This is a genomic window from Paraoerskovia marina DSM 21750 (assembly GCF_000701465.1).
GTDB lineage: Bacteria > Actinomycetota > Actinomycetes > Actinomycetales > Cellulomonadaceae > Paraoerskovia > Paraoerskovia marina.
Genome location: NZ_JNIY01000010.1, coordinates 1 through 24,009, shown reverse-complemented (window position 1 = coordinate 24,009; position 24,009 = coordinate 1). Strand labels below are relative to the sequence as shown.

The 24,009-nt window shown below is 69.0% G+C and carries 20 protein-coding genes; 11 read left to right on the top strand and 9 right to left on the bottom strand.

The window, feature by feature from the left end; genetic code table 11:
- Nucleotides 1-29 precede the first annotated feature (29 nt).
- Entirely contained in the window at nt 30-1,526 is a 1,497-nt protein-coding gene (locus Q343_RS0112195) for a CCA tRNA nucleotidyltransferase (protein ID WP_052367188.1), read from the top strand.
- Between the two features lie 21 nt (nt 1,527-1,547).
- Here Q343_RS0112195 and Q343_RS0112190 read toward each other — a convergent pair whose 3' ends face one another.
- The 3 genes from Q343_RS0112190 to Q343_RS15365 form a co-directional block, all read right to left on the bottom strand.
- On the bottom strand, nt 1,548-1,784 hold the full coding sequence (locus tag Q343_RS0112190; RefSeq protein ID WP_029253849.1) for a hypothetical protein: 237 nt from the start codon (nt 1,782-1,784) through the stop codon (nt 1,548-1,550).
- A 25-nt stretch (nt 1,785-1,809) separates the two neighbouring features.
- Nucleotides 1,810-3,348, bottom strand: a complete 1,539-nt coding sequence (locus Q343_RS0112185; RefSeq protein ID WP_081829815.1) for a DHA2 family efflux MFS transporter permease subunit — start codon at nt 3,346-3,348, stop codon at nt 1,810-1,812.
- A gap of 162 nt (nt 3,349-3,510) precedes the next feature.
- Nucleotides 3,511-3,675: a hypothetical protein gene (locus tag Q343_RS15365; protein ID WP_169738975.1), complete on the bottom strand. Its 165-nt coding sequence runs from the start codon at nt 3,673-3,675 to the stop codon at nt 3,511-3,513.
- An 82-nt stretch (nt 3,676-3,757) separates the two neighbouring features.
- Between Q343_RS15365 and Q343_RS0112175 the strand changes: the two genes are divergently transcribed.
- Nucleotides 3,758-5,482, top strand: coding sequence for an FAD-dependent oxidoreductase (locus Q343_RS0112175; protein ID WP_029253847.1), 1,725 nt, complete (start codon nt 3,758-3,760; stop codon nt 5,480-5,482).
- Nucleotides 5,479-5,748 (top strand): metal-sensitive transcriptional regulator, encoded by a 270-nt coding sequence (locus Q343_RS0112170; RefSeq protein ID WP_029253846.1) that lies wholly within the window; start codon nt 5,479-5,481, stop codon nt 5,746-5,748. Before Q343_RS0112175 ends, Q343_RS0112170 begins: the two co-directional genes overlap by 4 nt.
- 15 nt (nt 5,749-5,763) lie before the next feature.
- On the opposite strand, the gene Q343_RS0112165 is transcribed toward Q343_RS0112170, so the two are convergent.
- The 4 genes from Q343_RS0112165 to Q343_RS0112150 form a co-directional block, all read right to left on the bottom strand.
- Nucleotides 5,764-7,473, bottom strand: coding sequence for a GAF domain-containing SpoIIE family protein phosphatase (locus Q343_RS0112165; RefSeq protein WP_052367187.1), 1,710 nt, complete (start codon nt 7,471-7,473; stop codon nt 5,764-5,766).
- A 136-nt stretch (nt 7,474-7,609) separates the two neighbouring features.
- Nucleotides 7,610-8,938: an MFS transporter gene (locus Q343_RS0112160; protein WP_052367186.1), complete on the bottom strand. Its 1,329-nt coding sequence runs from the start codon at nt 8,936-8,938 to the stop codon at nt 7,610-7,612.
- A 45-nt stretch (nt 8,939-8,983) separates the two neighbouring features.
- Nucleotides 8,984-10,075, bottom strand: coding sequence for an inositol-3-phosphate synthase (locus Q343_RS0112155; protein WP_029253843.1), 1,092 nt, complete (start codon nt 10,073-10,075; stop codon nt 8,984-8,986).
- The gene (locus Q343_RS0112150) at nt 10,072-10,647 is read right to left on the bottom strand and encodes a PadR family transcriptional regulator (RefSeq protein ID WP_052367202.1); all 576 of its coding nucleotides are present in this window, start codon (nt 10,645-10,647) and stop codon (nt 10,072-10,074) included. The genes Q343_RS0112155 and Q343_RS0112150 overlap by 4 nt, the downstream gene beginning before the upstream one ends.
- Nucleotides 10,648-10,993: 346 nt before the next feature.
- Here Q343_RS0112150 and Q343_RS0112145 point away from each other — a divergent pair, with 346 nt between their 5' ends.
- From Q343_RS0112145 to rplI, 5 genes are all read left to right on the top strand, one after another.
- Nucleotides 10,994-13,396 (top strand): transglycosylase domain-containing protein, encoded by a 2,403-nt coding sequence (locus Q343_RS0112145; protein WP_052367185.1) that lies wholly within the window; start codon nt 10,994-10,996, stop codon nt 13,394-13,396.
- Between the two features lie 136 nt (nt 13,397-13,532).
- Nucleotides 13,533-13,823, top strand: coding sequence for a 30S ribosomal protein S6 (gene rpsF / locus Q343_RS0112140; RefSeq protein WP_029253840.1), 291 nt, complete (start codon nt 13,533-13,535; stop codon nt 13,821-13,823).
- Nucleotides 13,824-13,957: 134 nt separating this feature from the next.
- Nucleotides 13,958-14,509 (top strand): single-stranded DNA-binding protein, encoded by a 552-nt coding sequence (locus Q343_RS0112135; protein WP_029253839.1) that lies wholly within the window; start codon nt 13,958-13,960, stop codon nt 14,507-14,509.
- Between the two features lie 90 nt (nt 14,510-14,599).
- Nucleotides 14,600-14,836: a 30S ribosomal protein S18 gene (gene rpsR / locus Q343_RS0112130; RefSeq protein ID WP_029253838.1), complete on the top strand. Its 237-nt coding sequence runs from the start codon at nt 14,600-14,602 to the stop codon at nt 14,834-14,836.
- 22 nt (nt 14,837-14,858) lie between these two features.
- Complete coding sequence (gene rplI, locus Q343_RS0112125) at nt 14,859-15,308, top strand: 50S ribosomal protein L9 (protein ID WP_029253837.1); 450 nt, start codon at nt 14,859-14,861, stop codon at nt 15,306-15,308.
- Between the two features lie 141 nt (nt 15,309-15,449).
- Here rplI and Q343_RS0112120 read toward each other — a convergent pair whose 3' ends face one another.
- Nucleotides 15,450-16,763 carry an MATE family efflux transporter gene (locus Q343_RS0112120; RefSeq protein WP_043110068.1) on the bottom strand — a complete coding sequence of 438 codons (1,314 nt, stop codon included), beginning with the start codon at nt 16,761-16,763 and terminating at the stop codon, nt 15,450-15,452.
- Between the two features lie 387 nt (nt 16,764-17,150).
- On the opposite strand from Q343_RS0112120, the gene dnaB reads away from it, so the two are divergent.
- The 3 genes from dnaB to Q343_RS14945 all read left to right on the top strand — a co-directional run bounded on the left by dnaB (nt 17,151) and on the right by Q343_RS14945 (nt 22,715).
- The gene (gene dnaB / locus Q343_RS0112115; RefSeq protein ID WP_029253835.1) at nt 17,151-18,950 is read left to right on the top strand and encodes a replicative DNA helicase; all 1,800 of its coding nucleotides are present in this window, start codon (nt 17,151-17,153) and stop codon (nt 18,948-18,950) included.
- Between the two features lie 839 nt (nt 18,951-19,789).
- Nucleotides 19,790-20,488 (top strand): TnsA-like heteromeric transposase endonuclease subunit, encoded by a 699-nt coding sequence (locus Q343_RS14950; RefSeq protein WP_081829814.1) that lies wholly within the window; start codon nt 19,790-19,792, stop codon nt 20,486-20,488.
- A complete protein-coding gene (locus tag Q343_RS14945; protein WP_155990740.1) occupies nt 20,481-22,715 on the top strand; it encodes a Mu transposase C-terminal domain-containing protein in 2,235 nt (744 codons plus the stop codon). Before Q343_RS14950 ends, Q343_RS14945 begins: the two co-directional genes overlap by 8 nt.
- Here Q343_RS14945 and Q343_RS0112100 read toward each other — a convergent pair.
- Nucleotides 22,712-23,940 (bottom strand): IS3 family transposase gene (locus Q343_RS0112100; RefSeq protein WP_407946453.1). Its coding sequence is split into 2 segments (ribosomal slippage): nt 22,712-23,625 and nt 23,625-23,940, totalling 1,230 coding nucleotides; the frame shifts between segments, so codons are not numbered across the junction. The two genes, Q343_RS14945 and Q343_RS0112100, sit on opposite strands and share 4 nt — an antisense overlap.
- Nucleotides 23,941-24,009: the final 69 nt, after the last annotated feature.

The following is a 24,009-nucleotide window of genomic DNA, read 5'->3' as shown; positions in this document are numbered from 1 at the left end:
CTTTACCCACGTCGGTAGGATTGGCTGTTGTGCCCACTCCGACCACGCGCCCTCTCCCCGACGAACCACGCCTGCAGCTCGACCTGCAGCGGAGGGCGCTTGCCGTCCTGACGCGGATGGCGCCCGTGGCGGTGGAGCTGGGCACGGTGTTCCGCGACGCCGGGCACGAGCTCTCGCTCGTCGGCGGCCCCGTCCGCGACGCGTTCCTCGGCCGGGCGAGCAACGACCTCGACTTCGCGACGTCGGCGTCCCCGGACGAGACCGAGAGGATACTCGCCGCCTGGGGCGACGCCCACTGGGACATCGGCAAGGAGTTCGGCACCATCGGCGCCAAGCGGTTCGCCCGCGGGGGAGACGACGAGGTCGTCGTCGAGGTCACGACGTACCGCAGCGACGAGTACGACCCGGAGTCGCGCAAGCCGGTCGTGGCGTTCGGGGACACGCTCGAGGGCGACCTCTCGCGGCGGGACTTCACGGTCAACGCGATGGCGGTGCGCGTGCCGGAGATGGCCTTCGTCGACCCGCACGACGGCCTCGCCGACCTGGCCGCGAAGGTGCTGCGCACCCCGATCGTGCCGGAGCGGTCGTTCGACGACGACCCGCTGCGCATGATGCGTGCGGCCCGGTTCGCCGCCCAGCTCTCGTTTCACGTGGAACAGGGCACCCTGGCCGCGATCGTCGCGATGGCGGGCCGGATCTCGATCGTCTCGGCCGAGCGTGTGCAGACCGAGCTGTCGAAGCTGCTCTGTGCCGGCGCCCCGCGCCTCGGGCTCGAGGTCCTCGTCGACACCGGCCTGGCCGACCACGTCCTCCCGGAGCTGCCCGCGCTGCAGCTCGAGATCGACGAGCACCACCGGCACAAGGACGTCTACGCGCACTCGTTGATCGTGCTCGACCAGGCGATCGCCCAGGAGACCGGCCCGGACGGCGTCGTCCCCGCGCCGGACCTGGTGCTCCGCCTCGCGTCGCTGCTGCACGACATCGGCAAGCCCGGGACGCGGCGGTTCGAGGACGGTGGCGGCGTCAGCTTCCACCACCACGAGGTGGTCGGGGCCAAGCTGGTGGCCAAGCGTCTCAAGGCGCTGAAGTACGAGAAGCAGGTCGTCAAGGACGTCGCCCGCCTCGTCGAGCTCCACCTGCGCTTCCACGGGTACGGGGAGGGGCAGTGGACGGACTCCGCGGTCCGCCGCTACGTCACCGACGCCGGTCCGCTGCTCGAACGCCTCCACCGGCTCACCCGCGCGGACTGCACCACGCGCAACCGGCGCAAGGCCGAGCGTCTGTCCCGGGCCTACGACGACCTCGAGGCACGGATCGCCGCGCTGCGGGAGAAGGAGGCCCTCGACGCGGTCCGCCCAGACCTCGACGGGTCGCAGATCATGGAGATCCTGGGGATCGGCCCCGGGCCTCAGGTCGGCGAGGCCTACCGGTACCTGCTGGAGCTGCGGATGGAGAACGGCCCGCTCGGCGAGGAGGCGGCGCGCGCCGCGCTCACCGCCTGGTGGGCCGAGCGAGCCGCGGAGTAGGCCCGCGGCCCGGGCGCAGGCTCAGTCGCCGTTGTAGTGCTCGATCACGCGGGTGACGAGGCTCGCGCCGACGAGCACGATGCCCAGCATCTGGAGGATCTGCAGCACCGTGCCGGAGACGGCCCAGATCCAGAGCTCGGACTGTGACTCCGGCTGCAGGTCCTGCGCGCCGTTGAGCGAGACGATCCCGAGGAGCGTCCCGACGACGAGCGCGAGACCCGTCCAGAACATCTGGGACGAGGTGAGGTGCGGGGCCATGTGAACCTTCCGACGACGTGGGCGGTCAGGCTATCGTGCGCTCGTCCGCGCCCGTGTCGCCGTCTACGGAGGCCCTGGGTGCCGCAGCGGGCCCCGCGGCACCGGTGTCGTCGGGCCGTTTCGCGTCGTCGACGTCTGCCCCCGACGCGTCCTCGCGGTCCTCGGTGCTCGCGTCCTCGTCCGGCCGGCGGAGCAGGACCGCCGCCACGAGAGCGACCACGGCGACGACGGCCCCGACGGTGAACGAGGCCCGGACGCCGCCGGCAAGAGCAGCGGTCTCGCCGACCCCCTCGGCGACGAGCGTCGAGGAGCGGGCGCTCATGATCGCGACGAAGACCGCCGTCCCGGCGGCCCCGGCCAGCTGTTGCACCGTGCCGATCGTGGCCGACCCGTGGGCGACGAGCGACGGACGGACGGAGGAGAGCGCCGTCGTGAAGAGGGGGGTGAAGACGAACGCGAGGCCCAGGCTCATCACGACGTGGGCGGCGAGGACGCGCCACGAGCTGCTGCCGGCGTCGACGAACGCGAGCATTGTCAGGCCCGCGGCGACCAGCACGAGCCCGGGAACGACCAGCGGGCGCGGCCCGACCTTGTCGTAAAGCCGCCCGACGGTGGGGGACAGCAGGCCCATGATGAGCGCGCCGGGCAGCATCGTCAGGCCGGTGTGCAGCGGGTCGAGACCCAGGACGTCCTGCAGGAACAGCGGGAGCAGGATGATCACGCCGAACAGCGCGATCATGCCGGTCGCGAGGATGCCCAGCGCGACGCTGAAGCCGCGGGAGCGGAACACCCGCAGGTCCAGCAGTGCGCGGTCGTCCTTCTGCAGCTGGATCTGGCGTGCGATGAACGCGGCGAGGAACAGCGCCCCGACGACGACGGGGACCCAGGCGGGGAAGATCCCGATGGCCTCGCCCTCGCCCAGGCTGGACATGCCGTAGACAAGCCCGCCGAAGGCGCCGACGGCGAGGAGGACGGACAGGATGTCGAGGGGGCTGTGGGTCCGTTCGGCGGTGTTGCGCACGTAGACGGCACCGAGCGCGAACGCGACGAGGGCGATGGGGAGGATGACCCCGAAGACCCAGCGCCAGCCGAACGCGCCGATGACCGCGCCGGACATCGTGGGGCCGAGAGCCGGGGCTGCAGAGATGACGAGCGAGACGTTGCCCATCACGCGCCCTCGGGTCATCGGCGGGACGAGCGTCATGACCGTCGTCATGAGCAGGGGGAAGAGGATCGCGGTCCCGGACGCCTGGACGACGCGGGCCGCGAGCAGGATGGCGAAGCTGGGTGCGAACGCCGCGGCGAGGGTGCCGACGCTGAAGAGGCCCATGGCGAGCAGGTAGCCGCCGCGCGTCCCCAGGCGTCCGAGGATCCATCCGGTGGTGGGGATGATGATCGACATCGTGAGCAGGAACGCGGTGAGCAGCCACTGGCCGGTCGCCGCGCTCACGCCGAACTCGTCCATGATCGCGGGGAGCGCGACACCGACCGTGGTCTCGTTGAGGATCGCCACGAAGGTGGAGACCAGCAGGATCGCCACCACCATGACGTGTTCCCGGGGCATGCGTTCGCCCGAGGTTGCGGGCGCGGGGCTGACTGATGTCACGAGGGTTGCTCCGGGTGTCGTCGGCGGGGGGTGCGTCGGCGGCGGTGTTCGCTGCACAACGTCAACCGAAGCAAGTGTCGCCGCATTCCCGGCGGTGGGCCACCTCTTATCCGGGTGGTCCTACCGCTTGAAGAGCCGGGAGAACATGCTCGGCGCGGCGGGCTCGCCCTCGTGGCCGGGGCAGCGGTCGGCCCGGGGGACGTCGGCCATGACGGCGTCGACGTGCTGGCCGCAGCCCGCCCAGGTCGTCTTTCCGCAGGACCTGCAGGTGACCGGTCGGCACATGGTGAATCTCCTTCTGTTCGGTGTCGAGGACCACCACTATACCCCCAGGGGTATAGTGGTGGTCGAATCCGAGGAGGAATGCATGAAGATCGTGATCATCGGCGGCGTCGCCGCCGGCATGTCGGCAGCGACCCGTCTGCGTCGCCTGGACGAGAAGGCCCAGATCGTCGTCCTGGAGGCGGGCGAGCACGTCTCGTACGCCAACTGCGGCCTGCCCTACTACGCCGGCGGCGTCATCGAGGACCGCGACGCGCTCCTCCTGCAGACCCCGGCCTCGCTGCACGCCCGGTTCCGCCTGGACGTCCGCGTCGGCAGCCGGGTGACCGACGTCGACCCCTCCGCGCGCACGGTCACCGTCGGCGGCCCGGACGGCACGTACACCGAGACCTACGACGAGCTGGTGCTCAGTCCCGGCGCCCGGCCCGTCGTCCCGCCCGTCCCCGGCGCCGACCGCATGCTCGTCCTGCGCGACGTCGCCGACGTCGATCGCCTCGCGGCCCGCATCGACACGGCCCGGTCCGTCGCGGCCGCCCGCGGGGACGACGCGGGCCACGCGGTCGTCGTCGGGGGTGGATTCGTCGGGGTCGAGGTTGCGGAGAACCTCGTCCACCGCGGGCTGCACGTCACCCTCGTCGAGCTCGCCGACCAGGTCCTCGCCCCGCTCGACCCCGAGATGGCCGTCCGGGTCCAGGACGAGCTCGTCGCGCACGGCGTGGACGTCCGGACCGGCGTGAGCGTCGGGGCGGTCGGCGAGGACACCGTCACGCTGCACGACGCCGCGGGTGCTCCCGCGGGTGAGGTCCGGGCCGACCTCGTGGTCGCCGCGATCGGCGTGCGGCCGGACACGTCACTGGCCGAGGCGGCCGGGGCCCTGGTCGGTCCTCGCGGTGGCATCGTCGTCGACGACGACCTGCGGACCAGCGTGCCGCACGTCTGGGCCGTCGGGGACGCGGCGGTCAAGCGCGACGCGCTCGCCGAGGACGGCGACGCGACGACCCTCATCCCGCTCGCCAACCTCGCCAACCGGCACGGCCGCCACGTCGCGGACGCGATCACGGGCCGCCGCACCGGCACCCGGCGTGCGATCGGGACGGCCGTCGTCGGGGTCTTCGGGCTCACCGCCGCCTCGACGGGCCGCAACGAGAAGCGCCTACGGGCCGAGGGGCGCGCGTACCGGGCGATCCACGTCCACCCCGCCAGCCACGCCGGGTACTACCCCGGTGCGCAGCCGATCGCGCTCAAGGTGCTCCTCGACCCCGGCACCGACGCGATCCTGGGGGCGCAGGCCGTCGGGCGGGACGGCGTCGACAAGCGGATCGACGTGATCGCGACCGCGATCGTGGGTGGCCTGACCGGCTCGGACCTCGCGGACCTTGAGCTGGCCTACGCCCCCGCCTACGGGTCGGCGAAGGACCCCGTCAACATGGTCGGGTACGTCGCGGACAACCTGCGGGCGGGGGAGTCGCGGACGATCCAGTGGCACGAGCTCGACGCCGAGATCGAGGCGGGTGCGGTTCTCGTGGACGTCCGGTCCGCCGACGAGTTCTCCCGTGGAACGATCGAACCGGAGACCGGCGCGCCGTCGGTGAACATCCCGGTGGACGAGCTGCGCGACGGTGTCGCCACGATCCCCGCCGGACGCCGCGTCGTCGTGCACTGCCAGGTCGGCTTGCGCGGACACACGGCGGCACGAATCCTGACCCAGCAGGGGTACGACGTCGTGAATCTCGACGGCGGGTATCTCACCTGGGCGGACGGCATGCGGGCACGGCGCAGTTCCGGACTGACGAACGAGGGAGTGGCATGAACGAGGAGTCGGAGGCACGCGACGCCGTGCTGAAGCGATTGCGACGGGCGCAGGGGCAGCTCGCCGGTGTCATCGGGATGATCGAGGACGGCCGGGGCTGCCGGGACGTCGTCACGCAGCTGGCGGCGGTGTCGAAGGCGCTCGACCGTGCGGGCTTCAAGATCGTCGCGACGTCGTTGCAGGAGTGCATGACGAGCGAGGACGGCCGCAGCAGCGACGACCTGTCGAGCGAGGAGCTCGAGAAGCTCTTCCTCGCGCTCGCGTAGCCCGACCGGTCCGTCCTAGCCGGCGGGCAGGTTGCGCACTACGAGGATGCACGTGTCGTCCTCGCGCTGACCCGTCGTCGCGCGGACGAGCTGGTCAGCGACCTCCCGGGCGGTCAGCCCGGGCGGCAGGGCCTCGGCCGCGGCGCGGAGCTCCGCGATGCCGGCGGGCAACGGCCGGTCGCGGCGTTCCACCAGTCCGTCGGTGTAGAGGACGAGGACAGCGCCGGGGACGAAGTCGACCGTCGACTCCGACACGTCCCCGCGGGTCGGGACGCCGAGCGGCGTGGTCAGCGCGCCGTCCAGGGCCACGACGGTTCCGTCGGGGTCGATGAGGAACGGCGTGAGGTGGCCGGCGCGCACGTAGTGCAGCCGCCGGAGTCCGTCGGAGTCCGGGGCGTCGATCTGGGCCAGCACGCACGTCGCCAGGTCCGTCATGCCGAGCGTCTGGACCAGGTGGTCGACGGAGTCCACGGCCTCGGCGACATGATGGCCCGCCCAGGCCTCCACCCGCAGGGACGAGCGGAGCTGTCCCATCGCGGCGGCCGCGGCGATGTCGTGCCCGACGACGTCCCCCACCGAGACCGAGACCCCGCCCTGGGGGAGCGGCACGACGTCGTACCAGTCCCCGCCGACGTCCGTCCCGTCCGAAGCGGGCTCGTACGTCGCGGCGCAGTCGAGTCCGGGGACGTCGACGAGGCGGGGTAGCAGGCTGCGCTGGAGGGTCACGGCGACCTCGTGCTCGCGCTGGTAGAGCCGCGCGTTCTCGAGCGCGAGGCCGGCGCGGGCGCCGAGGTGGACCAGGTCCTGCGCGTCGTCGTCGTCCATGGCGTCCGGCGAGCGGGAGAGGATGCCCAGCGCTCCGAGCGGGCCCTCGCGTCCCTGGAGCGTGACCGCGATCGCCCGCGAGGCGCCCAGGCGTCGGATCGAGGTGCGGTGGCGGGCGTCCGGGATCTGGTCGATCAGCGCGGAGTTGATGTCGAAAGGCTGGGCGACGAGGGTCTCGCCGCCGCGTAAGGCGTTGAGAAGGGCTGGCGACCCGTGCACCCAGGCGGTGCTCTCGGCGAGCGGCCTCGCCGCGGCGAGCTGTCCGGCGGACCGCCGCCGGGTGGAGACGTAGGCGGCCCCGACGCCGTTGTCCCGGTCTGCGAGCACGACGACCACCCAGTCGCCGAAGTGCTGGGCGACCAGGTCGGCGAGCCGCGACGCACCCTCGTCCATGTCGAGCACGGTCGTGAGCTCTTGCGTGATCTCCGCGAGCAGGTGCATACGTTCGTTGCGGCGGTCCGCGCGACCGATGCGGGCGGCGTGCGCGGCGACCGCCTCGACGTCCGCCGTCGCGTCGGTGTGGTAGCCGACGTGGTGGGTGAGGGTGCCCTCGTCGTCGTAGACCGGCGAGATCACCATGCGGTTCCAGAACTCGCTGCCGTCCCACCGGCGGTTGCGCAGCGTGGCGCGCACCGTCTCACCCTTGAGCAGGCCCGCGTGCAGCCGGTCGACGTCGGCGCGGTCGGTAGCGTCGCACTGCAGGACGCTCATGTCCTGGCCGACGAGGTCGTCGGCGTTGTAGCCGCTCATCCGCTCGAACTCCGGGCTGATCCACACCAGGGTGTCCCGCCCGTCCCGCACCTCGGTGAGGGACAGCGCGACCCGTGCCTCGAGCGCCGCGCGCAGCGAGAGCGCCGCGCGGTGCGGCAGCTCGCGCGCCGGAGGGCGGTACGTCGTCATCAGGCCTCGTCGGTCGACACTGGCGCTCCCTGCCCAGGATCGCGGTTGGAGTCTCCGATTGTGCGCGACACCTGACGGAGAGGTCTACCCGACAGACCGTGGGATCGCTACCACTTTTGTGGATCCTGTGAGTCGGCTATGCGGGAGGACGGGCCGGTCGGCCTCGGTCGACAGGCCCGACGTCGGCCGGGGTCCGCGCGGCGAACCGTCCGTACACGACGGCAGCCACGACATAGACGACGGCGAGCCCCGCGAACACGCCGGGGGAGTACCCCGAGTCCGGGAGGGCGAGCGCGGCCAGCGCCGCCGCCCCCACGAAGGCCGCGTTGTACAGGACGTCGTAGAGCGCGAAGGCCCGTCCGCGGAACGCGTCGTCCGTGTCGCGCTGGACGATCGTGTCGACCGCGATCTTGGCTCCCTGGGCCGCCAGCCCGAGCAGGACGGCGCCGACCAGCATGGTCGTCCACGTCAGCGTGACGGCCAGCAGCACCTGGCTCCCCGCCGCCAGGCACAGCATGATCGCGATCCACAGGTGCGGGCCCGTGCGCGGGCTCAGCGTCGGCGTGAGGAGCACGGCGAACGCGAATCCCAGCCCCGACGCGGCGAGGACCGACCCGAACGCCGCGAGCCCGGCCTGCGTGTCCGCCGGGTCTGCGAGGACGTTGCGCGAGATCAGGATGCTCGCGATGAAGGTGACGCCGTAGACGAACCGGTGCGTCGCCATCACGGTGAGCGCCTGTCCCGGCGTGCGGCGGGCCCAGAGGTAGCGCGCGCCGTCGGCGAGGCCCTGGGCCGTCCGGGCGAACTCGCCGCGGAGCTCGGCGCCGCGCACGATCCGGTCGGGGCCGAGCAGGTCCTTGTCCATGCGGGTGGCCAGACCGGCGGCGACGGCGAACGCGACCGCGGCGCAGACCAGGGCCGCGGAGTCCTTGACCCGGCCGGGCTCGAACCCGAGGCCGAGCACGAACCCGATCAGTCCGCCGGCACCGGCGGCGACCGCCCCGAGGGTCGGGGCGAGCGAGTTGGCGGTCAGGAGCAGCGGGCCGTCCACCACCCGCGGCTGGGCGGCCGACAGGGCCGCGAGGAGGAACCGGTTCACCGAGAGGGTGAGCAGGGCGAGGACGTAGATCCACGGCCCGGCGCCGGACGTCAGCATGACGACGGCGATGACCGCGGTCAGCGCGACCCGGGTGAGGTTGCCCCAGAGCAGCACCTGGCGTCGTCGCCAGCGGTCGAGAAAGACGCCCGCGAACGGGCCGACGATCGTGAACGGTGCGAGCAGCACGGCGAACGCGATCGCCACCTCCTCGGCGGTGCCCTGCGAGGTCGCCGAGAAGAAGAAGAGCGTGGCGAGGCCGACCTGGAACATGCCGTCGCCGGACTGGGAGACCAGACGGACGGTGAAGAGGCGGCGGAAGCCCTGGAGCGCGAGGAGCGCCCGCAGGTCGGCGAGGACGGAACCCATGACGGCCGTCGTGGCGGCCCACCGGGGTGGGCCGCCACGATCGGGTCAGCGCTCGGCGTCGCCCGCGATGAAGGCCTCGAGCTGCGCCCGGCCCTTCGTGTCCTCCATCTGTACAGGAGGAGACTTCATGAAGTACGTCGAGGCCGAGAGGATCGGGCCGCCGATGCCGCGGTCCTTGGCGATCTTCGCCGCACGCACGGCGTCGATGATGATGCCGGCCGAGTTGGGGGAGTCCCAGACCTCGAGCTTGTACTCGAGGTTCAGCGGCACCTCGCCGAACGCGCGACCCTCGAGACGCACGTAGGCCCACTTGCGGTCGTCGAGCCACGCGACGTAGTCCGACGGGCCGATGTGGACGTTGCGGTCCGACTTCTTGTTGGCCAGCGGGCCGTCCAGGTTGGACGTGACGGCCTGCGTCTTCGAGACCTTCTTGGACTCGAGACGCTCACGCTCCAGCATGTTCTTGAAGTCCATGTTGCCGCCGACGTTGAGCTGGTAGGTGCGGTCCAGGACCACGCCGCGCTGCTCGAACAGCTTGGCGAGCACGCGGTGCGTGATGGTCGCGCCGACCTGCGACTTGATGTCGTCGCCGACGATCGGGACACCGGCGGTCTCGAACTTCTCGGCCCACTCGGGGTCCGAGGCGATGAAGACCGGCAGGGCGTTCACGAAGGCGACGCCCGCGTCGATGGCGCACTGCGCGTAGAACTTGGCGGCCTCCTCCGACCCCACGGGCAGGTAGCAGACGAGGACGTCGGCCTCGACCTCGCGGAGCGCCGCGACGACGTCGACCGCCTCGGCCGGGGACTCCTCGATGGTCTCGGCGTAGTACTTGCCGATGCCGTCCAGGGTCGGGCCGCGCTGCACGGTCACGCCGGTCGGCGGGACGTCCGCGATCTTGATCGTGTTGTTCTCGGACGCGTCGATCGCCTCGGCGAGGTCGAACCCGACCTTCTTGGCGTCGACGTCGAAGGCGGCCACGAAGTCGAGGTCGGAGACGTGGTAGTCGCCGAACTGGACGTGCATCAGGCCGGGAACGGATCCCTCAGGGTCAGCGTCGCGGTAGAAGTGCACGCCCTGGACGAGGGACGAAGCGCAGTTACCGACGCCAACGATGGCGACGCGGATGGAGGTCATCCTTGCTCCTTGCTGTTCGTGCCGGGACGAGAGTCGTCGTCGGCTGTGGTGTGGGTGTTCTGGTGCCGGTCACGCTCGGTGGTGATCAGACCGTCGAGCCACCGAACCTCCTGCTCCACCTGCTCGAGGCCGTGGCGCTGAAGCTCCTCGGTGTACTCGTCGAGCCGTTCACGCGTACGCGCGGCGGACTCTCGAACCGACTCCAGTCGCTCGGTGAGCCGGGTTCGCCGGCCCTCGAGGATCCGGAGGCGGGTGTCGGCGTCCGTCTGCGCGAAGAACGCGAAGCGGACGTCGAAGTTCTGGTCCTCCCAGGTGGCGGGGCCCGACGATGCGAGCAGCGCCTGGAGGTGTTCCTTGCCCTCGGATGTGAGTTCGTACACGATCCGCCCGCGACGGCCGGCCAGGGCGTGGCCGGGGATCGCGGGTGACTCGGTGCCGACGATCAGGCCCCGGGCGCTCATCGACTTCAGCGCCGGGTACAGCGACCCGTAGGACAGGGCGTGAAAGGAGCCGAGCAGCAGGTTGAGCTGCTTGCGCAGCTCGTACCCGTGCAGCGGCGAATCAGCCAGCATGCCCAGGATCGCGGTCTCGAGCACGGCCGAGCGGCTGCGCGCGATGTTGACCTCCCGGGGCACGGTGTCCGCGGTCGCGTGGGCGACCGGGAAGCTGACGAAGAGCACTTTAGTACAATCGATGTATCGAGTCGATACATCGTCAGATTAGGTCGCCGACGGTGATCGGTCAACGGGAGCGCGGACGCGCAGGGTTGTGAAGAAGGTGCGAGGGGCCTGCGGATCATCTGCGGGATGTGCTCAGATCCGGACACCGGGCGACCTGCTCACGGTGCGACCGTCTAGTGTTTCGGTGGGCTGCCGTCCGACGGCGCCCTGACCCATACGTGCGAGGAAGAGGATCACCGTGGCGAAAGACCGTGACCGGGGCGGTGCCGTCGGCAGCGCCGATGCCGCGCCGCGCCGCAGGTTCGTCAACTACCCGCGCTCGCACGTCAAGAGCTTTCGCCGGTGGCTGCCGTCCTGGCGCGTCCTCGTGGGCACCATGCTCGCCGGGATGGCGCTGGTCGCCGGCGTCGTGATCGCCGCGTACAACACGATCACGGTGCCGCTCGCCTCCGACCTCACCAAGTTCGAGGCGAGCACCGTCTACTTCGACGACGGCGAGACCGAGATGGGCAAGCTCTTCGCCTCGGACGGCAACCGCGAGATCGTCGAGTACGACTCGCTCCCGGACTACGTCGGCAACGCCGTCGTCGCCTCGGAGGACCGCACCTTCTGGACGAACTCCGGCATCGACCTGCGCGGTATCGCGCGCGCGGCGGTGAACAACCTCACCGGAGGGGAGCGCCAGGGCGCCTCGACCCTCACCCAGCAGTACGCCGAGCGCTACTACATGGGCACGACGACCGACTACGTCGGGAAGTTCCGCGAGGCGATCCTCGCGCTGAAGATCACGAACACCCAGGAGAAGGACGACATCCTGGGCAACTACCTCAACACCATCTACTTCGGCCGTGACGCGTACGGCATCGAGTCGGCCGCGCAGACGTACTTCCACAAGTCGGCGACGGAGCTGACGATCTCCGAGTCCGCGATGATCGCGGGCCTGATCCCCTCGCCGCGCAACTGGGACCCCGAGTCCAACCTCGAAATGTCTCAGGCGCGCTGGCAGCGCACCCTCGACAACATGCTCGAGGACGGCTACATCACCCAGCAGGAGTACGACGAGGCCGAGTTCCCCGAGTACTACGACTGGGAGCGCGAGAACCGGTACGGCGGCACCGACGGCTACCTGCTGAAGATGGTCGAGGAGGAGCTGATCGCCAGCGAGCGCTTCACCGACGAGGAGATCCAGACCGGTGGGCTCCAGATCCACACGACGATCGACAAGACCGCGCAGGACGCGGCGGTCGCGACCGCGAAGAGCATGCCGGAGGACGCGGACGACGCCGTCGAGTTCTCCCTCGTCTCCATCGACCCCGAGGACGGTGGCATCGTCGCGCTCTACGGCGGCCCCGACTTCATCGAGCACCAGTTCAACAACGTCACGCAGGGCGCGGCCCAGCCGGGCTCGACCTTCAAGCCGCTGACGCTGATCGGTGCGCTCGAGAACGGCAAGCAGCTCACGGACCGGTACCCGGGCTACAGCCCGATGCAGATCATCGAGCCGAGCGCCGACAACCCCGAGGGCTGGAACCCGGGCAACTTCAACAACGAGCAGTACGGCAACATCGACCTCGTCGAGGCGACCGCCAAGTCGGTGAACACCGTCTACGGCCAGCTCAACGTCGAGATCGGGCCGGACAAGACCGTCGACGTCGCGCACCGGCTCGGCATCGACTCCGAGATCCAGGCCGTCGCGTCCAACGTGCTCGGTGTGAACGAGGTCCACCCGTACGAGCTCGGCACCGCGTACGCGACGATCGCGGCGGGCGGTCTCCACAACGACACCCACATCGTCAAGAACGTCACCCTTGCCAACGGCGACAGCAAGTACGACCCGCCGCGCACGCCCGAGCGGGTCGCCGACCCGGACGTCATCGGCGCCGCGACGTACGCGATGACCCAGGTGATCGAGGAGCCGGGCGGCTCCGGAAACCCGGCGCAGGCGCTCGAGCGTCCCGCCGCGGGCAAGACCGGGACGGCCAACGACAACGTCGCCGCGTGGTTCGCCGGCTTCACCCCGCAGCTCGCGACCGTCGTCGGGATCTGGCAGCCGGGCGAGGACGGCGGGAACGACACCATCACGCCGTTCGGCGGGTACTCGGAGATGACCGGTGGCTCGTGGCCCGTCAACGCCTGGACCGACTACATGACCCAGGCCCTCGAGGGCGAGCCCGTCGAGGAGTTCGCCGAGTTCGAGGAGCCGACGCCCACGTACACGCCGACGGAGGAGCCGGAGACCGAGGAGCCGGAGACCGAGGAGCCGGAGACCGAGGAGCCCGAGACGGTCAAGGTGCCGGGCAACCTCGTCGGGATGTCGCAGGCCAACGCCGTCGCGACCCTCGGGGCACTGGGACTCAACGCCCAGGTCTCGGAGGAGTACTCCGACCAGCCCCCGGGCGTCGTCATCCGGGTCTCGGGCGCCGGGAACGTCCCCGCCGGCTCCACCATCGGCATCACCGTGTCGAAGGGACCGGAGCCGCAGGCGCCGGACCCCGACCCGGAGCCGACGGAGACGGAGCCAGCCGAGCCGACGGAGCCGCCCGAGCCGACGGAGCCGACCGAGCCGCAGCCGACGGAGACCACCCCTGATCCCGAGGGCGGCGGCAACGGCAACAACAACGGCAACGGTGGTGGGCAGTAGCCCTCCTGGAGATCCGGTAGACTGGTGCGTCGCTGTGTCCTCACCCCCGACCTCGGGGAGCCGGGCACGGCATCGCATCAACCCTCCTGTCACGGAAATACCGTGACCGCAGAGTCCACAGGAGGTGGGTTCACGCATGCGCCAGTACGAAATGATGGTCATCCTCGACGCCAGTGTCGAGGAGCGCACCGTTGCTCCGTCGCTCGACAAGTACCTCTCGGTCATCACGACCGAGGGTGGCTCGATCGACAAGATCGACATCTGGGGCCGTCGTCGCCTCGCCTACGAGATCGAGAAGAAGTCCGAGGGCATCTACGCCGTCGTCGACTTCACCTCCACCTCGGACACCGCCAAGGAGCTCGACCGCCAGCTCGGACTCAACGAGTCCGTCGTGCGGACGAAGATCCTGCGTACCGGCAAGCGCTGAAACTTTTTCCACACACCCCCACGCTCGTCGTGACGGTGTCACCCGCCCGTGGTTGGGTAGTGACTCGGAACGACACGAACGCACCGACGACGGCGCACCGCCGCTCGTCCGGGACACGAGACTGAGGAGTTGGCATGGCTGGAGACACCGTCATCACGGTGGTCGGGAACCTGACCGCGGACCCGGAGCTTCGCTTCACCCCGTCGGGTGCGGCCGTCGCCAACTTCACGATCGCGTCGACGCCTCGGCAGTTCGACCGCCAGAGCAACGAGTGGAAGGACGGCGACACGCTGTTCATGCGCTGCTCCCTCTGGCGTGAGGCTGCGGAGAACGTCGCAGAGTCCCTGACGAAGGGCATGCGCGTGATCGCGCAGGGCCGGCTCGTCCAGCGTTCGTACGAGACCCGTGAGGGTGAAAAGCGCACCGTCGTGGAGCTGCAGGTCGACGAGGTCGGCCCGTCCATGCGTTACGCCACGGCCAAGGTCACCCGCGCCTCACGCGGTGGTGGCGGCGGCGGATTCGGTGGCGGCGGCTCCAGCAGCGGCGGTGGGTTCGGTGGTGGCGGCAACGCCAGCTCCGGTGGAGGATTCAGCAACTCCGGTGGCGGTCAGAACGACGACCCGTGGGCAACCGCGGGACCCGCGTCGGCCTCCGGCGGCGGGTTCTCGGACGAGCCCCCGTTCTGATCGACGCCTCACCCCAGAACACCCTTCCGGGTGACGGTGCCGGCACTGCCCGCACCGGATCCCCGGACATGAAGACGAAGGAGCTACGCCATGGCAAAGCCTGTGGTGCGTAAGCCGAAGAAGAAGGCTAACCCGCTCAAGACGGCCAAGATCGAGACCGTCGACTACAAGGACACCGCTCTTCTGCGGAAGTTCATCTCTGACCGCGGAAAGATCCGTGCACGTCGCGTCACCGGCGTGTCCGTGCAGGAGCAGCGTCAGATCGCCAAGGCCGTCAAGAACGCACGCGAGATGGCCCTGCTGCCGTACTCGTCGTCCGCTCGCTGATCAGGATCAGGAAGGAACTCTCATGGCCAAGCTGATCCTCACGCACGAGGTCACCGGACTCGGTGAGCCCGGCGACGTGGTCGAGGTCAAGGACGGGTACGCCCGTAACTTCCTCGTCCCCCGCAAGCTCGCGACCCCGTGGTCCAAGGGCGCCGAGTCGCAGGTCTCTGCGATTCGCAAGGCTCGCAAGTCCCGCGAGATCGCGTCGCTCGACGACGCGAAGGCTGCGCGCGACTCGCTGCAGTCCAAGCCGTTCACGATCGACGCGAAGGCCGGCGAGTCCGGTCGTCTCTTCGGTGCCGTGACCACGGCCGACATCGCCGACGCCATCGCGGCCGGCGAGGGCCCCAAGGTCGACAAGCGCAAGATCGAGATCGGTCAGCCGATCAAGTCGGTCGGCGCGTACACCGTCGCGATCCGCCTGCACCCCGAGGTGTCGGCGAACGTGGACGTCCAGGTCGTCTCGGCCTGACCCGTCTGCAGCTGACGCTCAGTAGCCCGGTCCCCGTGCGGGGGCCGGGCTTCTGCGTTCCCTGACCACGTCAGCGACCGTCTCGGCGGCTCCGCGGCGGCGGGCTCCGCCTCGGCGGGCCCCGTCGTCCCCGCGGGGGCGCTATGCCGGCGACGCCCCCGTCACCATCCAGCGGCCGCCCCGGGCCCGCAGGCCGGTGGTGACGGCGCGGGCCGCCATGAACACCCCGGCGAAGGCGAGCCACAGCCACGCCAGGCCCACGGGTCCGTCCGGGGCCCAGCGCTCGACCGCCAGCGCGAACGGTGCGTAGACCACCAGCGTCACCATCCCCGCCCAGGCGAGGTAGCGGCCGTCGCCGGCACCGATCAGCACCCCGTCGAGCACGAACACCCACCCGGCCATCGGCATCAGCACGCCTGCCACAGCCATGCCGAGCGCGACGGCGACGCGCACCTCGGGGTCACTGGTGAACAGCAGCGCGAACCACCAGCCGCCGAGCGCCATCACGAGGCCGATCGCCGCGCCCCCGAGGACTCCCCACTGCAGGGTGCGACGCAGGACGGCGCGGGTGGCACCGACGTTACCGGCACCGAGGCTCTGCCCGATGAGGGCCTGCGCGGCGATCGCGAGCGCGTCGAGGGCGAAGGCCGCGAGGCCCCAGACGGAGTTCACCACCTGGTAGCCGGCCAGGGTGACGGCGCCGAGGCCGGTGGCGACGAAGACGGTCAGCAGGATCGCGAGGCGCAGGGACAGCGTCCGGATCAGCAGGGGCGTCCCGGCGACGGCGTTCTGCCAGATCCCGCCGGCCGCCGGTCGCATCGAGGCTCCGGCAGCGCGGGCGCCGCGGACGACGACCGCCACGAGGATCACCGCCATCGACCACTGGGCGACGGCGGTCCCGATGGCGGAGCCTGCGATACCGAGCCCGAACCCGTACACCAGGACGACGTTGAGGATCGTGTTGAACACGGCCCCGCCCGCCGCGACGTAGAGCGGGGTGCGCGTGTCCTTCATGCCGCGGAGGACGCCCGTCGCGGCGAGCACGAGCAGCATTCCCGGAAGCCCGAGCGAGGAGATCCGCAGGTAGACGACGGCGTAGCCCGCGACGTCGCCGGACCCGCCCATCACGTCGATGGCCCACGGGGCCAGCGCGAGCAGCGCCGCCGAGAGGACGACGCCGAGCCCGAGGGCGAGCCACATGCCGTCGATGCCCGACTGCAGGGCCTCGCGCTCGTGCCCGGCCCCGATGCGTCGCGCGACGGCGGCGGTGGTGGCGTAGGCGAGGAAGACGCAGAGCCCGACGACGGTCAGCAGCAGCGTGCTGGCGAGGGAGAGTCCGGCGAGCTGGGCGGTGCCGAGATGCCCGACGACGGCGCTGTCGACGAGCACGAAGATCGGCTCGGCGACGAGGGCACCCAGGGCGGGGACGGCGAGCCCGAGGATCTCCCGGTCCATCTGTCGCCCGCTGGGCGGCGTGGACGACGGGTTGCCTCGGCGTGTCGTCGGCGTGTCGCCGGATGAGTTTTCGTCCACACGCTAGAGGCTAGTGTTTATGCGGCTCCTCGGGGCCGTCGCACAGGTGTGACGTGAGTTATCCACACCCTTGTCCACGGGGTGTGCACAGGGATGTGGGCGTCGTCCACAGGCCGTCCACAGCACTGTCCACAGGCTGGGCCCCGATCGTGTTGCCCCGGGGTGGGGGGAGTCCTATCGTCGCGTGGTCGTGTCTCTGCGGCCCGGAACGTGGGCCGCTCCGAATGTCGGTCGCTCGGAGTAGAACTGCTCTCGAGGGCCCGACCGTCCGGGGGAGCGGCGGACACCGACGAGGCGTATGGAGGGCACATGTCGATCGAAGAGCTCGAAGCGGGCTTCGGTGGCGAGGGACCCTCCGGGGGCGCAGCCTTCGACCGCACCCCGCCGCAGGACGTCGCGGCCGAGCAGAGCGTGCTCGGCGGCATGCTGATCTCGAAGGACGCGATCGCCGACGTCATCGAGCAGGTCCGCGGCACGGACTTCTACCGCCCGGCGCACGAGGCCGTCTACGACGCCGTCGTCGACCTCTACGGGCGTGGTGAGCCGGCCGACGCGATCACCGTCGTCGCCGAGCTGCAGAAGCGCGGCGAGCTCGGCCGCATCGGTGGAGCGCCCTACATCCACGACCTCATCTCGATGGTGCCGACCGCCGCGAACGCCGGGTACTACGCCCGGATCGTGCGCGAGCGCGCCGTGCTGCGCCGTCTCGTCGAGGCCGGGACGCGCATCGTCCAGCTCGGCTACGCGGCCGACGGCGGCGACGTCGACACCATCGTCAACAACGCCCAGGCCGAGGTCTACTCCGTCACCGAGCGCCGTGCCGCCGAGGACTACGTGCCGCTCGGCGACATCATCGGCGGCACCGTCGACGAGATCGAGGCAGCGGGCCACCGTGGCGAGGGCATGGTTGGCGTGCCGACCGGGTTTGCGGACCTCGACCGCCTCACCAACGGGCTGCACCCCGGGCAGATGATCGTCCTGGCAGCAAGGCCGGCCATCGGCAAGGCGCTCGCGCTCGACACCCCGCTGCCCACACCCTCGGGCTGGACGACGATGGGCGAGGTGGAGGTCGGCGACGAGCTGATCGCCGCCGACGGAACGCCGACGCAGGTCATCCGCGCGACGGAGGTCCTCGAGGACCGCCCCTGCTACGAGGTGGTGTTCGACGACGGGACGACGATCGTCGCGGACGCGCTCCACGAGTGGGCGACGAGCACGAGCGGTCGACGGGACGACGTCGAGGTCCTGACGACGGAGGCCATCGCCCGGTCGATGGCGCAGGGCGATGCGCACACGGTCGCGACCGATCAGCGCGCGTGGAAGATCGTCGACGTGCGCGAGACACCCTCGGTCCTCGTGCGATGCGTCGAGATCGCCCACCCTGAGCACCTGTACCTCGCGAGCCGGTCGATGATCCCGACGCACAACTCGACGCTCGGCATCGACATCGCACGCAGCGCGTCGATCAAGCACGACATGACGTCCGTCGTGTTCTCGCTCGAGATGAGCCGCAACGAGATCACCATGCGTCTGCTCTCCGCCGAGGCGCGTATCCACCTGCAGAAGATGCGCAACGGCTCGATGGGGGAGGACGACTGGCAGAAGCTCGCGTCCACCATGGGCAAGATCACCGAGGCGCCGCTGTTCATCGATGACTCCCCGAACATGTCGCTGATGGAGATCCGGGCCAAGTGCCGGCGACTCAAGCAGAAGCACGATCTGCGGCTCGTGGTCATCGACTACTTGCAGCTCATGACGTCCGGCAAGCGCGTCGAGTCGCGTCAGCAGGAGGTCTCCGAGTTCTCGCGTGCACTCAAGCTCCTCGCGAAGGAGCTCGAGGTGCCGCTGATCGCGATCTCGCAGTTGAACCGTGGCGCCGAGCAGCGCACCGACAAGAAGCCGGCGATGTCGGACCTTCGCGAGTCGGGCTCGATCGAGCAAGACGCCGACATGGTGATCTTGCTCCACCGCGAGGATGCGTACGAGAAGGAGTCGCCGAGAGCCGGCGAGGCCGACCTGATCGTGGCAAAGCACCGAAACGGGCCGACGGACACGATCACGGTCGCGTTCCAGGGTCACTACTCGCGGTTCGTCGACATGCAGGCATGAGTTGACCTGTTTGTCGAGATGCAACCTATTCTGAGGAAACTCCCACCTAGTTAAACTGGACGAAAATTGATCGATTCTTGACTGTTCCATGAGGTGGGCTGATCGTGTTGCCCGGGTCCCTCTGCTCTTCGCGGGGCGCGGTTGCGGGATCAGGGTGGGCCGAGTGCCGATGTTGCGATGTCGGGGTATCGGAAGAGTTGGAAGCGCAGGGCCTTTCGGCGGCTCAGGAGGTTCGAGCGGTCTACTTTGCGAGCGGCCGTCAACGCGGAGTCGACCTCGGCGAGCGCGTCCAGGAGTTCCGCGCGTCGGCGGTGGTGCCTGTTCCGGCAAGCGGAGCTGCAGAATGCACCGGGGCGGCCAACGGGAGCGAGGGTGCATTGCTTCGTGCAGGAAGGCTCCATGCAGGGCTGGGGCGCGTAGAGGTCTTCTTCAGTCAGCATCTGGTCTCCGGCTTCCGGAATGCCTAACACGCCTGGTCAGGATGGTTTTCGACTCTCGGTGTGAGAGATGATGGACGAAACCTACCCGCCCATCTTGTGCTAGATAGGTCATGTCAGCAACTGAGGATCGGTACTCGTGGACGAAACCATCTATCGCATCTGATCGATCGGGACTAGTCTTATCGGACCATCCCCGTGGTGGTAGAGCCCGCGCGTAAGCGTGAAATGGGGTGCCGCTGCGACAACAGCGACACCCCGGTGACGGCTCTGATGTGTCAGGTGAAGACGAAGGGCCGTCGATGGCCAGTCTAGAGTGCGTGACCCCCGCCGTACATGAAGTGCGTGCTGTGCGTCGTCATGCCTTGGTGACCGCCAGATGGCCTGCGGGAGGACTGCACGATGGGGCCGACGTGGATCTTTCGGATCGATGGCGTTGCTGCGTGGGATTGGTCCCGTGGAGACCCTCCGTTGCGTCGGCTGAAGCCGGTCCGCCGTCCTGCAGCGGATGCGATGTCCCGACACACGCCTGTACGGATTGCCTGTCAGACCACGGGGTCAACCCTGTTGGTGGAGTCGACGCTTGAGCTCGAGGCCGCTCGTAGCCTCGACCGCGATTGCGATGTTGAGTGGATCGTGGCACAACCGGTCGCGATCCAGTTTGACGATGGCCGCACGCACGTCGTTGACCTCCTTGCGGTCCATACCGGCGGCAAGCGGGTGCTCTGGGACGTTCGCCCCGATGTCCGCCAAAACGACAAGTTTCGGCAAGTGGCGGCTCTGACTAGAGAGGCGACAGCGAGCGTGGGCTGGGGCTACGAGGTCTTCGGTACGCAACCCAACGCCCGTCGACTGAACGTGATGTGGTTGGCGACATTTCGTCGGCCACCGAAGTGGCCTCATGCGCGAATTGCGTCGGTTCTTCTGAGAACAGCGGCGCCGGGTGTCGCATTGGGAGCATTGCTTGCTCTCGACGAGGGCGACGGGCACCTCATCGCCACCATGTGGCATCTCATCTGGACCGGGGATCTGGCCATCAATGTCGACGAGCCGCTCACCGCTAATTCAAGGGTCAGCATCGGCGGTGTGAGCCGTGCGTGAGAACCGAATTGAGCTTCGGGCGGGGTCGATGGTACTGACTGAAGATGGCACCGCAGTGGTCGTGCATGTCGATAGGGCCGGGATCGAATTGCGCGATGTGCGTGGTTCGGTGACCTGGGTGGAGTGGCCAGATCTTCGTACCATACAGCCCATCGACAGTACGAACCCTGCGGAGCCTGATCCGCCAGCGCTTCGAGGCTTTGCCGAGGTCTGGACACGTCTGAGTGGTCCCGCGCGCACTGAGGCGATGTGGAAGCTCGCCATCGTGCAGGAGTTGATGACTGGGTACCGGAACGGACATCAAATCCTCGCAGTGGAGGGTGAACCGTCAGACCTGTTCGACCCGACGTTGGGATCGTCTGTCGCAGAGCGCGCAACGCGGATGGCAGAGCGGTTGACTCATGAGGCGCGGACCAGTCGTGGAACCCATAGTCGGCCTGTGTCCGTGAGCTCGGTGAGCAGTTGGGTACGAAGATGGGAGACCGGTGGACTGCTCGGGCTCGTCGATGGGCGGCGACTTAAGACAGTCGAAGCGTTTTCGACGATCCCGTGGGAATGGCGACGAGTTGCCAACGATGTGATTGCCGAACTTGATGGCGATGTGTCCACAGTGAGCCAGCGGGAGATCAACCGGCGGATCAAGGCACAACTAGCGGCGGACGGCCGGGAGATTCGTGCCCCGGAACGGGCCGCCGGCCAATACATCAGCCACCTCGTGCGGCATCAGGGACGAACTACGCGGGCCCAGCGATCGAACAAACTTCGAGGCGTCGGAGGCACCCAGTCCTACCCGGCGATGGTTCCGGGACAGATGGTCGCGATCGATGTTACGCGTTCGGATGTCCTCGTGTGGTGTCCGACGCGAGGAGGGCCCTGCAGCGTCGAGATCATCTCCGCAATGGACACCGCTACGCGCATGATTCTCGCGCTGCGTGTCGTGCCGATGAGCGCGGATTCGCACGATGCGGCGATGCTGCTCTACGACGTCATGCGGCCGTTCTCGCAAGTCGTTGAGGGAACCACCGTGTCGGACTGGGCATGGGCGGGCGTCCCGGAGCAGGTTGAGTTCTATGCGGACGAGTCTGAGGCAGAGGATGACTGCTCCGGCATAGAGGTCACGTGTCCTCGGTCCTGCCGACGGTTGCCGACCGCGGCGGGGCTACATGGGACTCACGTCGTACCGGCTGTGCAGCCTTCATCCATTCGCGCAGACCACGGTTCGATCTTTGTCTCGCAGGTCTTTCGGGAACTGCTCGCCCGGTTTGGGATCGACCTTGCTCTCTCTCGCACACGCCGACCCATCGATAACGGCATCTTGGAGAGGTACCACGAGACCCTCCAGCGAGGGCTTCAGCAATTGCCTGGGTACAAGGGCCGAAATGTTGCCCAACGGGGTCGGGTCGTAGGAACCCCCGGAGCGGACGACGATGAACCGCTGCTCACAGCGGGCGAATTGGAGCGCTGGCTGCGGAGCTGGATCGTCTTGGACTACCACCGAACCCCGCACAGCGGACTCCGTGTGCCGGGTGCGGAGGGGATTGATCTGCGCCCTGTCGAGATGTTCGACGCTCTGTTGCGGATCACCGGTCGTTTGCATGTTCCGCAACGACCTGACCTCATCTACGACTTCCTGCCGATTCGGTGGGGCACGGTCAGGTCCTCAGGCGTGGAGTTTGAGGACTTGGTCTATGACTGCCGCGAGCTGGATGGCTACCGGAACGTGGTTCTCGGGACTTTTCGCGAGCAAGACGCCGCAATGCCGTTCCACTACGACCCACATGACGTGTCGCGCGTCTGGTTTCGCACGAGCGATACGGGCCGAATAGTCGAGGTCCCGTGGCGCCGTGGCCATCTGGTCGACGCCCCGTTGACCGAGAGCCTTGTTCGCGAGGTGCGAGGTGTTGTTGCCCGTAGGGGATCGGCTCGACTCCGCCGCACAGTGGCTGAGGACGAGATCATCGCGGAACTTGGGACTCTTCTCGATGGAGTCGTGCCCAGGGAGTGGCGCAAGCGCATTGGCGCGGCACGACTTCGCCGTGACTCCTCAGCAAGGGATCACACAGAGGCAGCCGTAGCGATGACGGTGGCGGAAGGGGTGCGGCAAACTGCATTGCGTCGAGGCCACGAGGACGGCAGGCATTCGACGAGAACTAGTGATGACACCTATTCAGTCTGGGCGGATTCGTGGGCCTTGACCCCAGATAGTGGACACGCGCTGGGTGGTTAGGCGACCAGTCGCAGCGTAGCGGTGGTCGTGGTCTCGTAGGTGATCGGTGAGCGGTATCCGCACCAGGAGTGGCGGCGGCGCTTGTTGTAGTGGTTGATCCAGCGGAACACGGTCCGGCGGGCGTGTTCGGGGCCGTGGTAGGCGTGCGCGCCGGCGAGGGTTTCGCGTTTCATCGTGGCGTTGAACGACTCCGCCAGGGCGTTGTCCGCGCTGGAGCCCACGGCGCCCATGGACTGCAGCACGCCGTGGCGGGCGCAGGCAGCGGCGTAGTCCTTGGAGGTGTAGACCGCCCCATGGTCGGCGTGGAAGATCGCGTCAGTCAGGGTGCCGCGTTCACGGGCTGCGGCATCCAGGGCGTCGATGACGAGCTCGGTGCGCATGTGGTCGGCGATCGACCAGCCGACCAGTCGGCGTGAGTAGCAGTCGATCACGGTGGCCAGGTAGAGGAATGTGCCGTCACCGCAGGGCAGGTAGGTGATGTCGCCGACGTACTTGCGGTTCGCCTCGACGGCGGTGAAGTCGCGGCCCAGTAGATCGGGGTACTTGCGATCGGCGGGTTCAGGGATCGTGGTGCGTACACGTCGGCGCAGCCGCAGCCCGGGCAGAGCGTGCTGACGCATCACGCGGGCGACTCGCTTGCGGTTGACCCGCTCAGGCTCGGCGACGCCGTCGTTGAGGTCCGCGGTCACCCGCGGCGCCCCGTAGGCCTTGTCCTTCTTCTGCACCGCCACGATCCGCGCGGCCAGGGCGTCGTCAGCGGCCTTGCGGGCGGCCCTGGCGCCAGCGGTGGCGACCCACTTGTAGTACGACGAACGGGCGATCCCCATGACCCTGCACAGCCGCTTGACCTCGAAGGTGTCGCAGTGGTCGGCGACGAACTGGAAGCGGCTCACCAGTTCGTCTCCCCGGCGAAATATTTCGCCGCCTTCTTCAAGATGTCCTTCTCGGTCTCGGTGCGCTTGAGATCTGCCTCCAGGCGGGCGACCTGGGCGCGCAGCCGGGCGTTCTCCTCCTCGGCGGTCCCGGCCCCACCACCGGTGGTCGACGACGCCGTCGTCCCGGAGGCCGACCTTGTCGGCACGCCGGCTGCCTTGAGCCAGCTCGACAACGTCGCGTCGTAGACCCCGAGCTCGTCCGCGATCTGTCTGATCGTCGCGCCATCGGTGCACCGGTAGAGCTCGACCGCATCGAGGCGGAACTCCTCGGAATAGTTCTTCCTCGCCATGAGTGGATCATCTCGCTTCCTCCAGGACGAACCTGGATCAAGCGTGTCCACTATCTGGGGTCAAGGCCC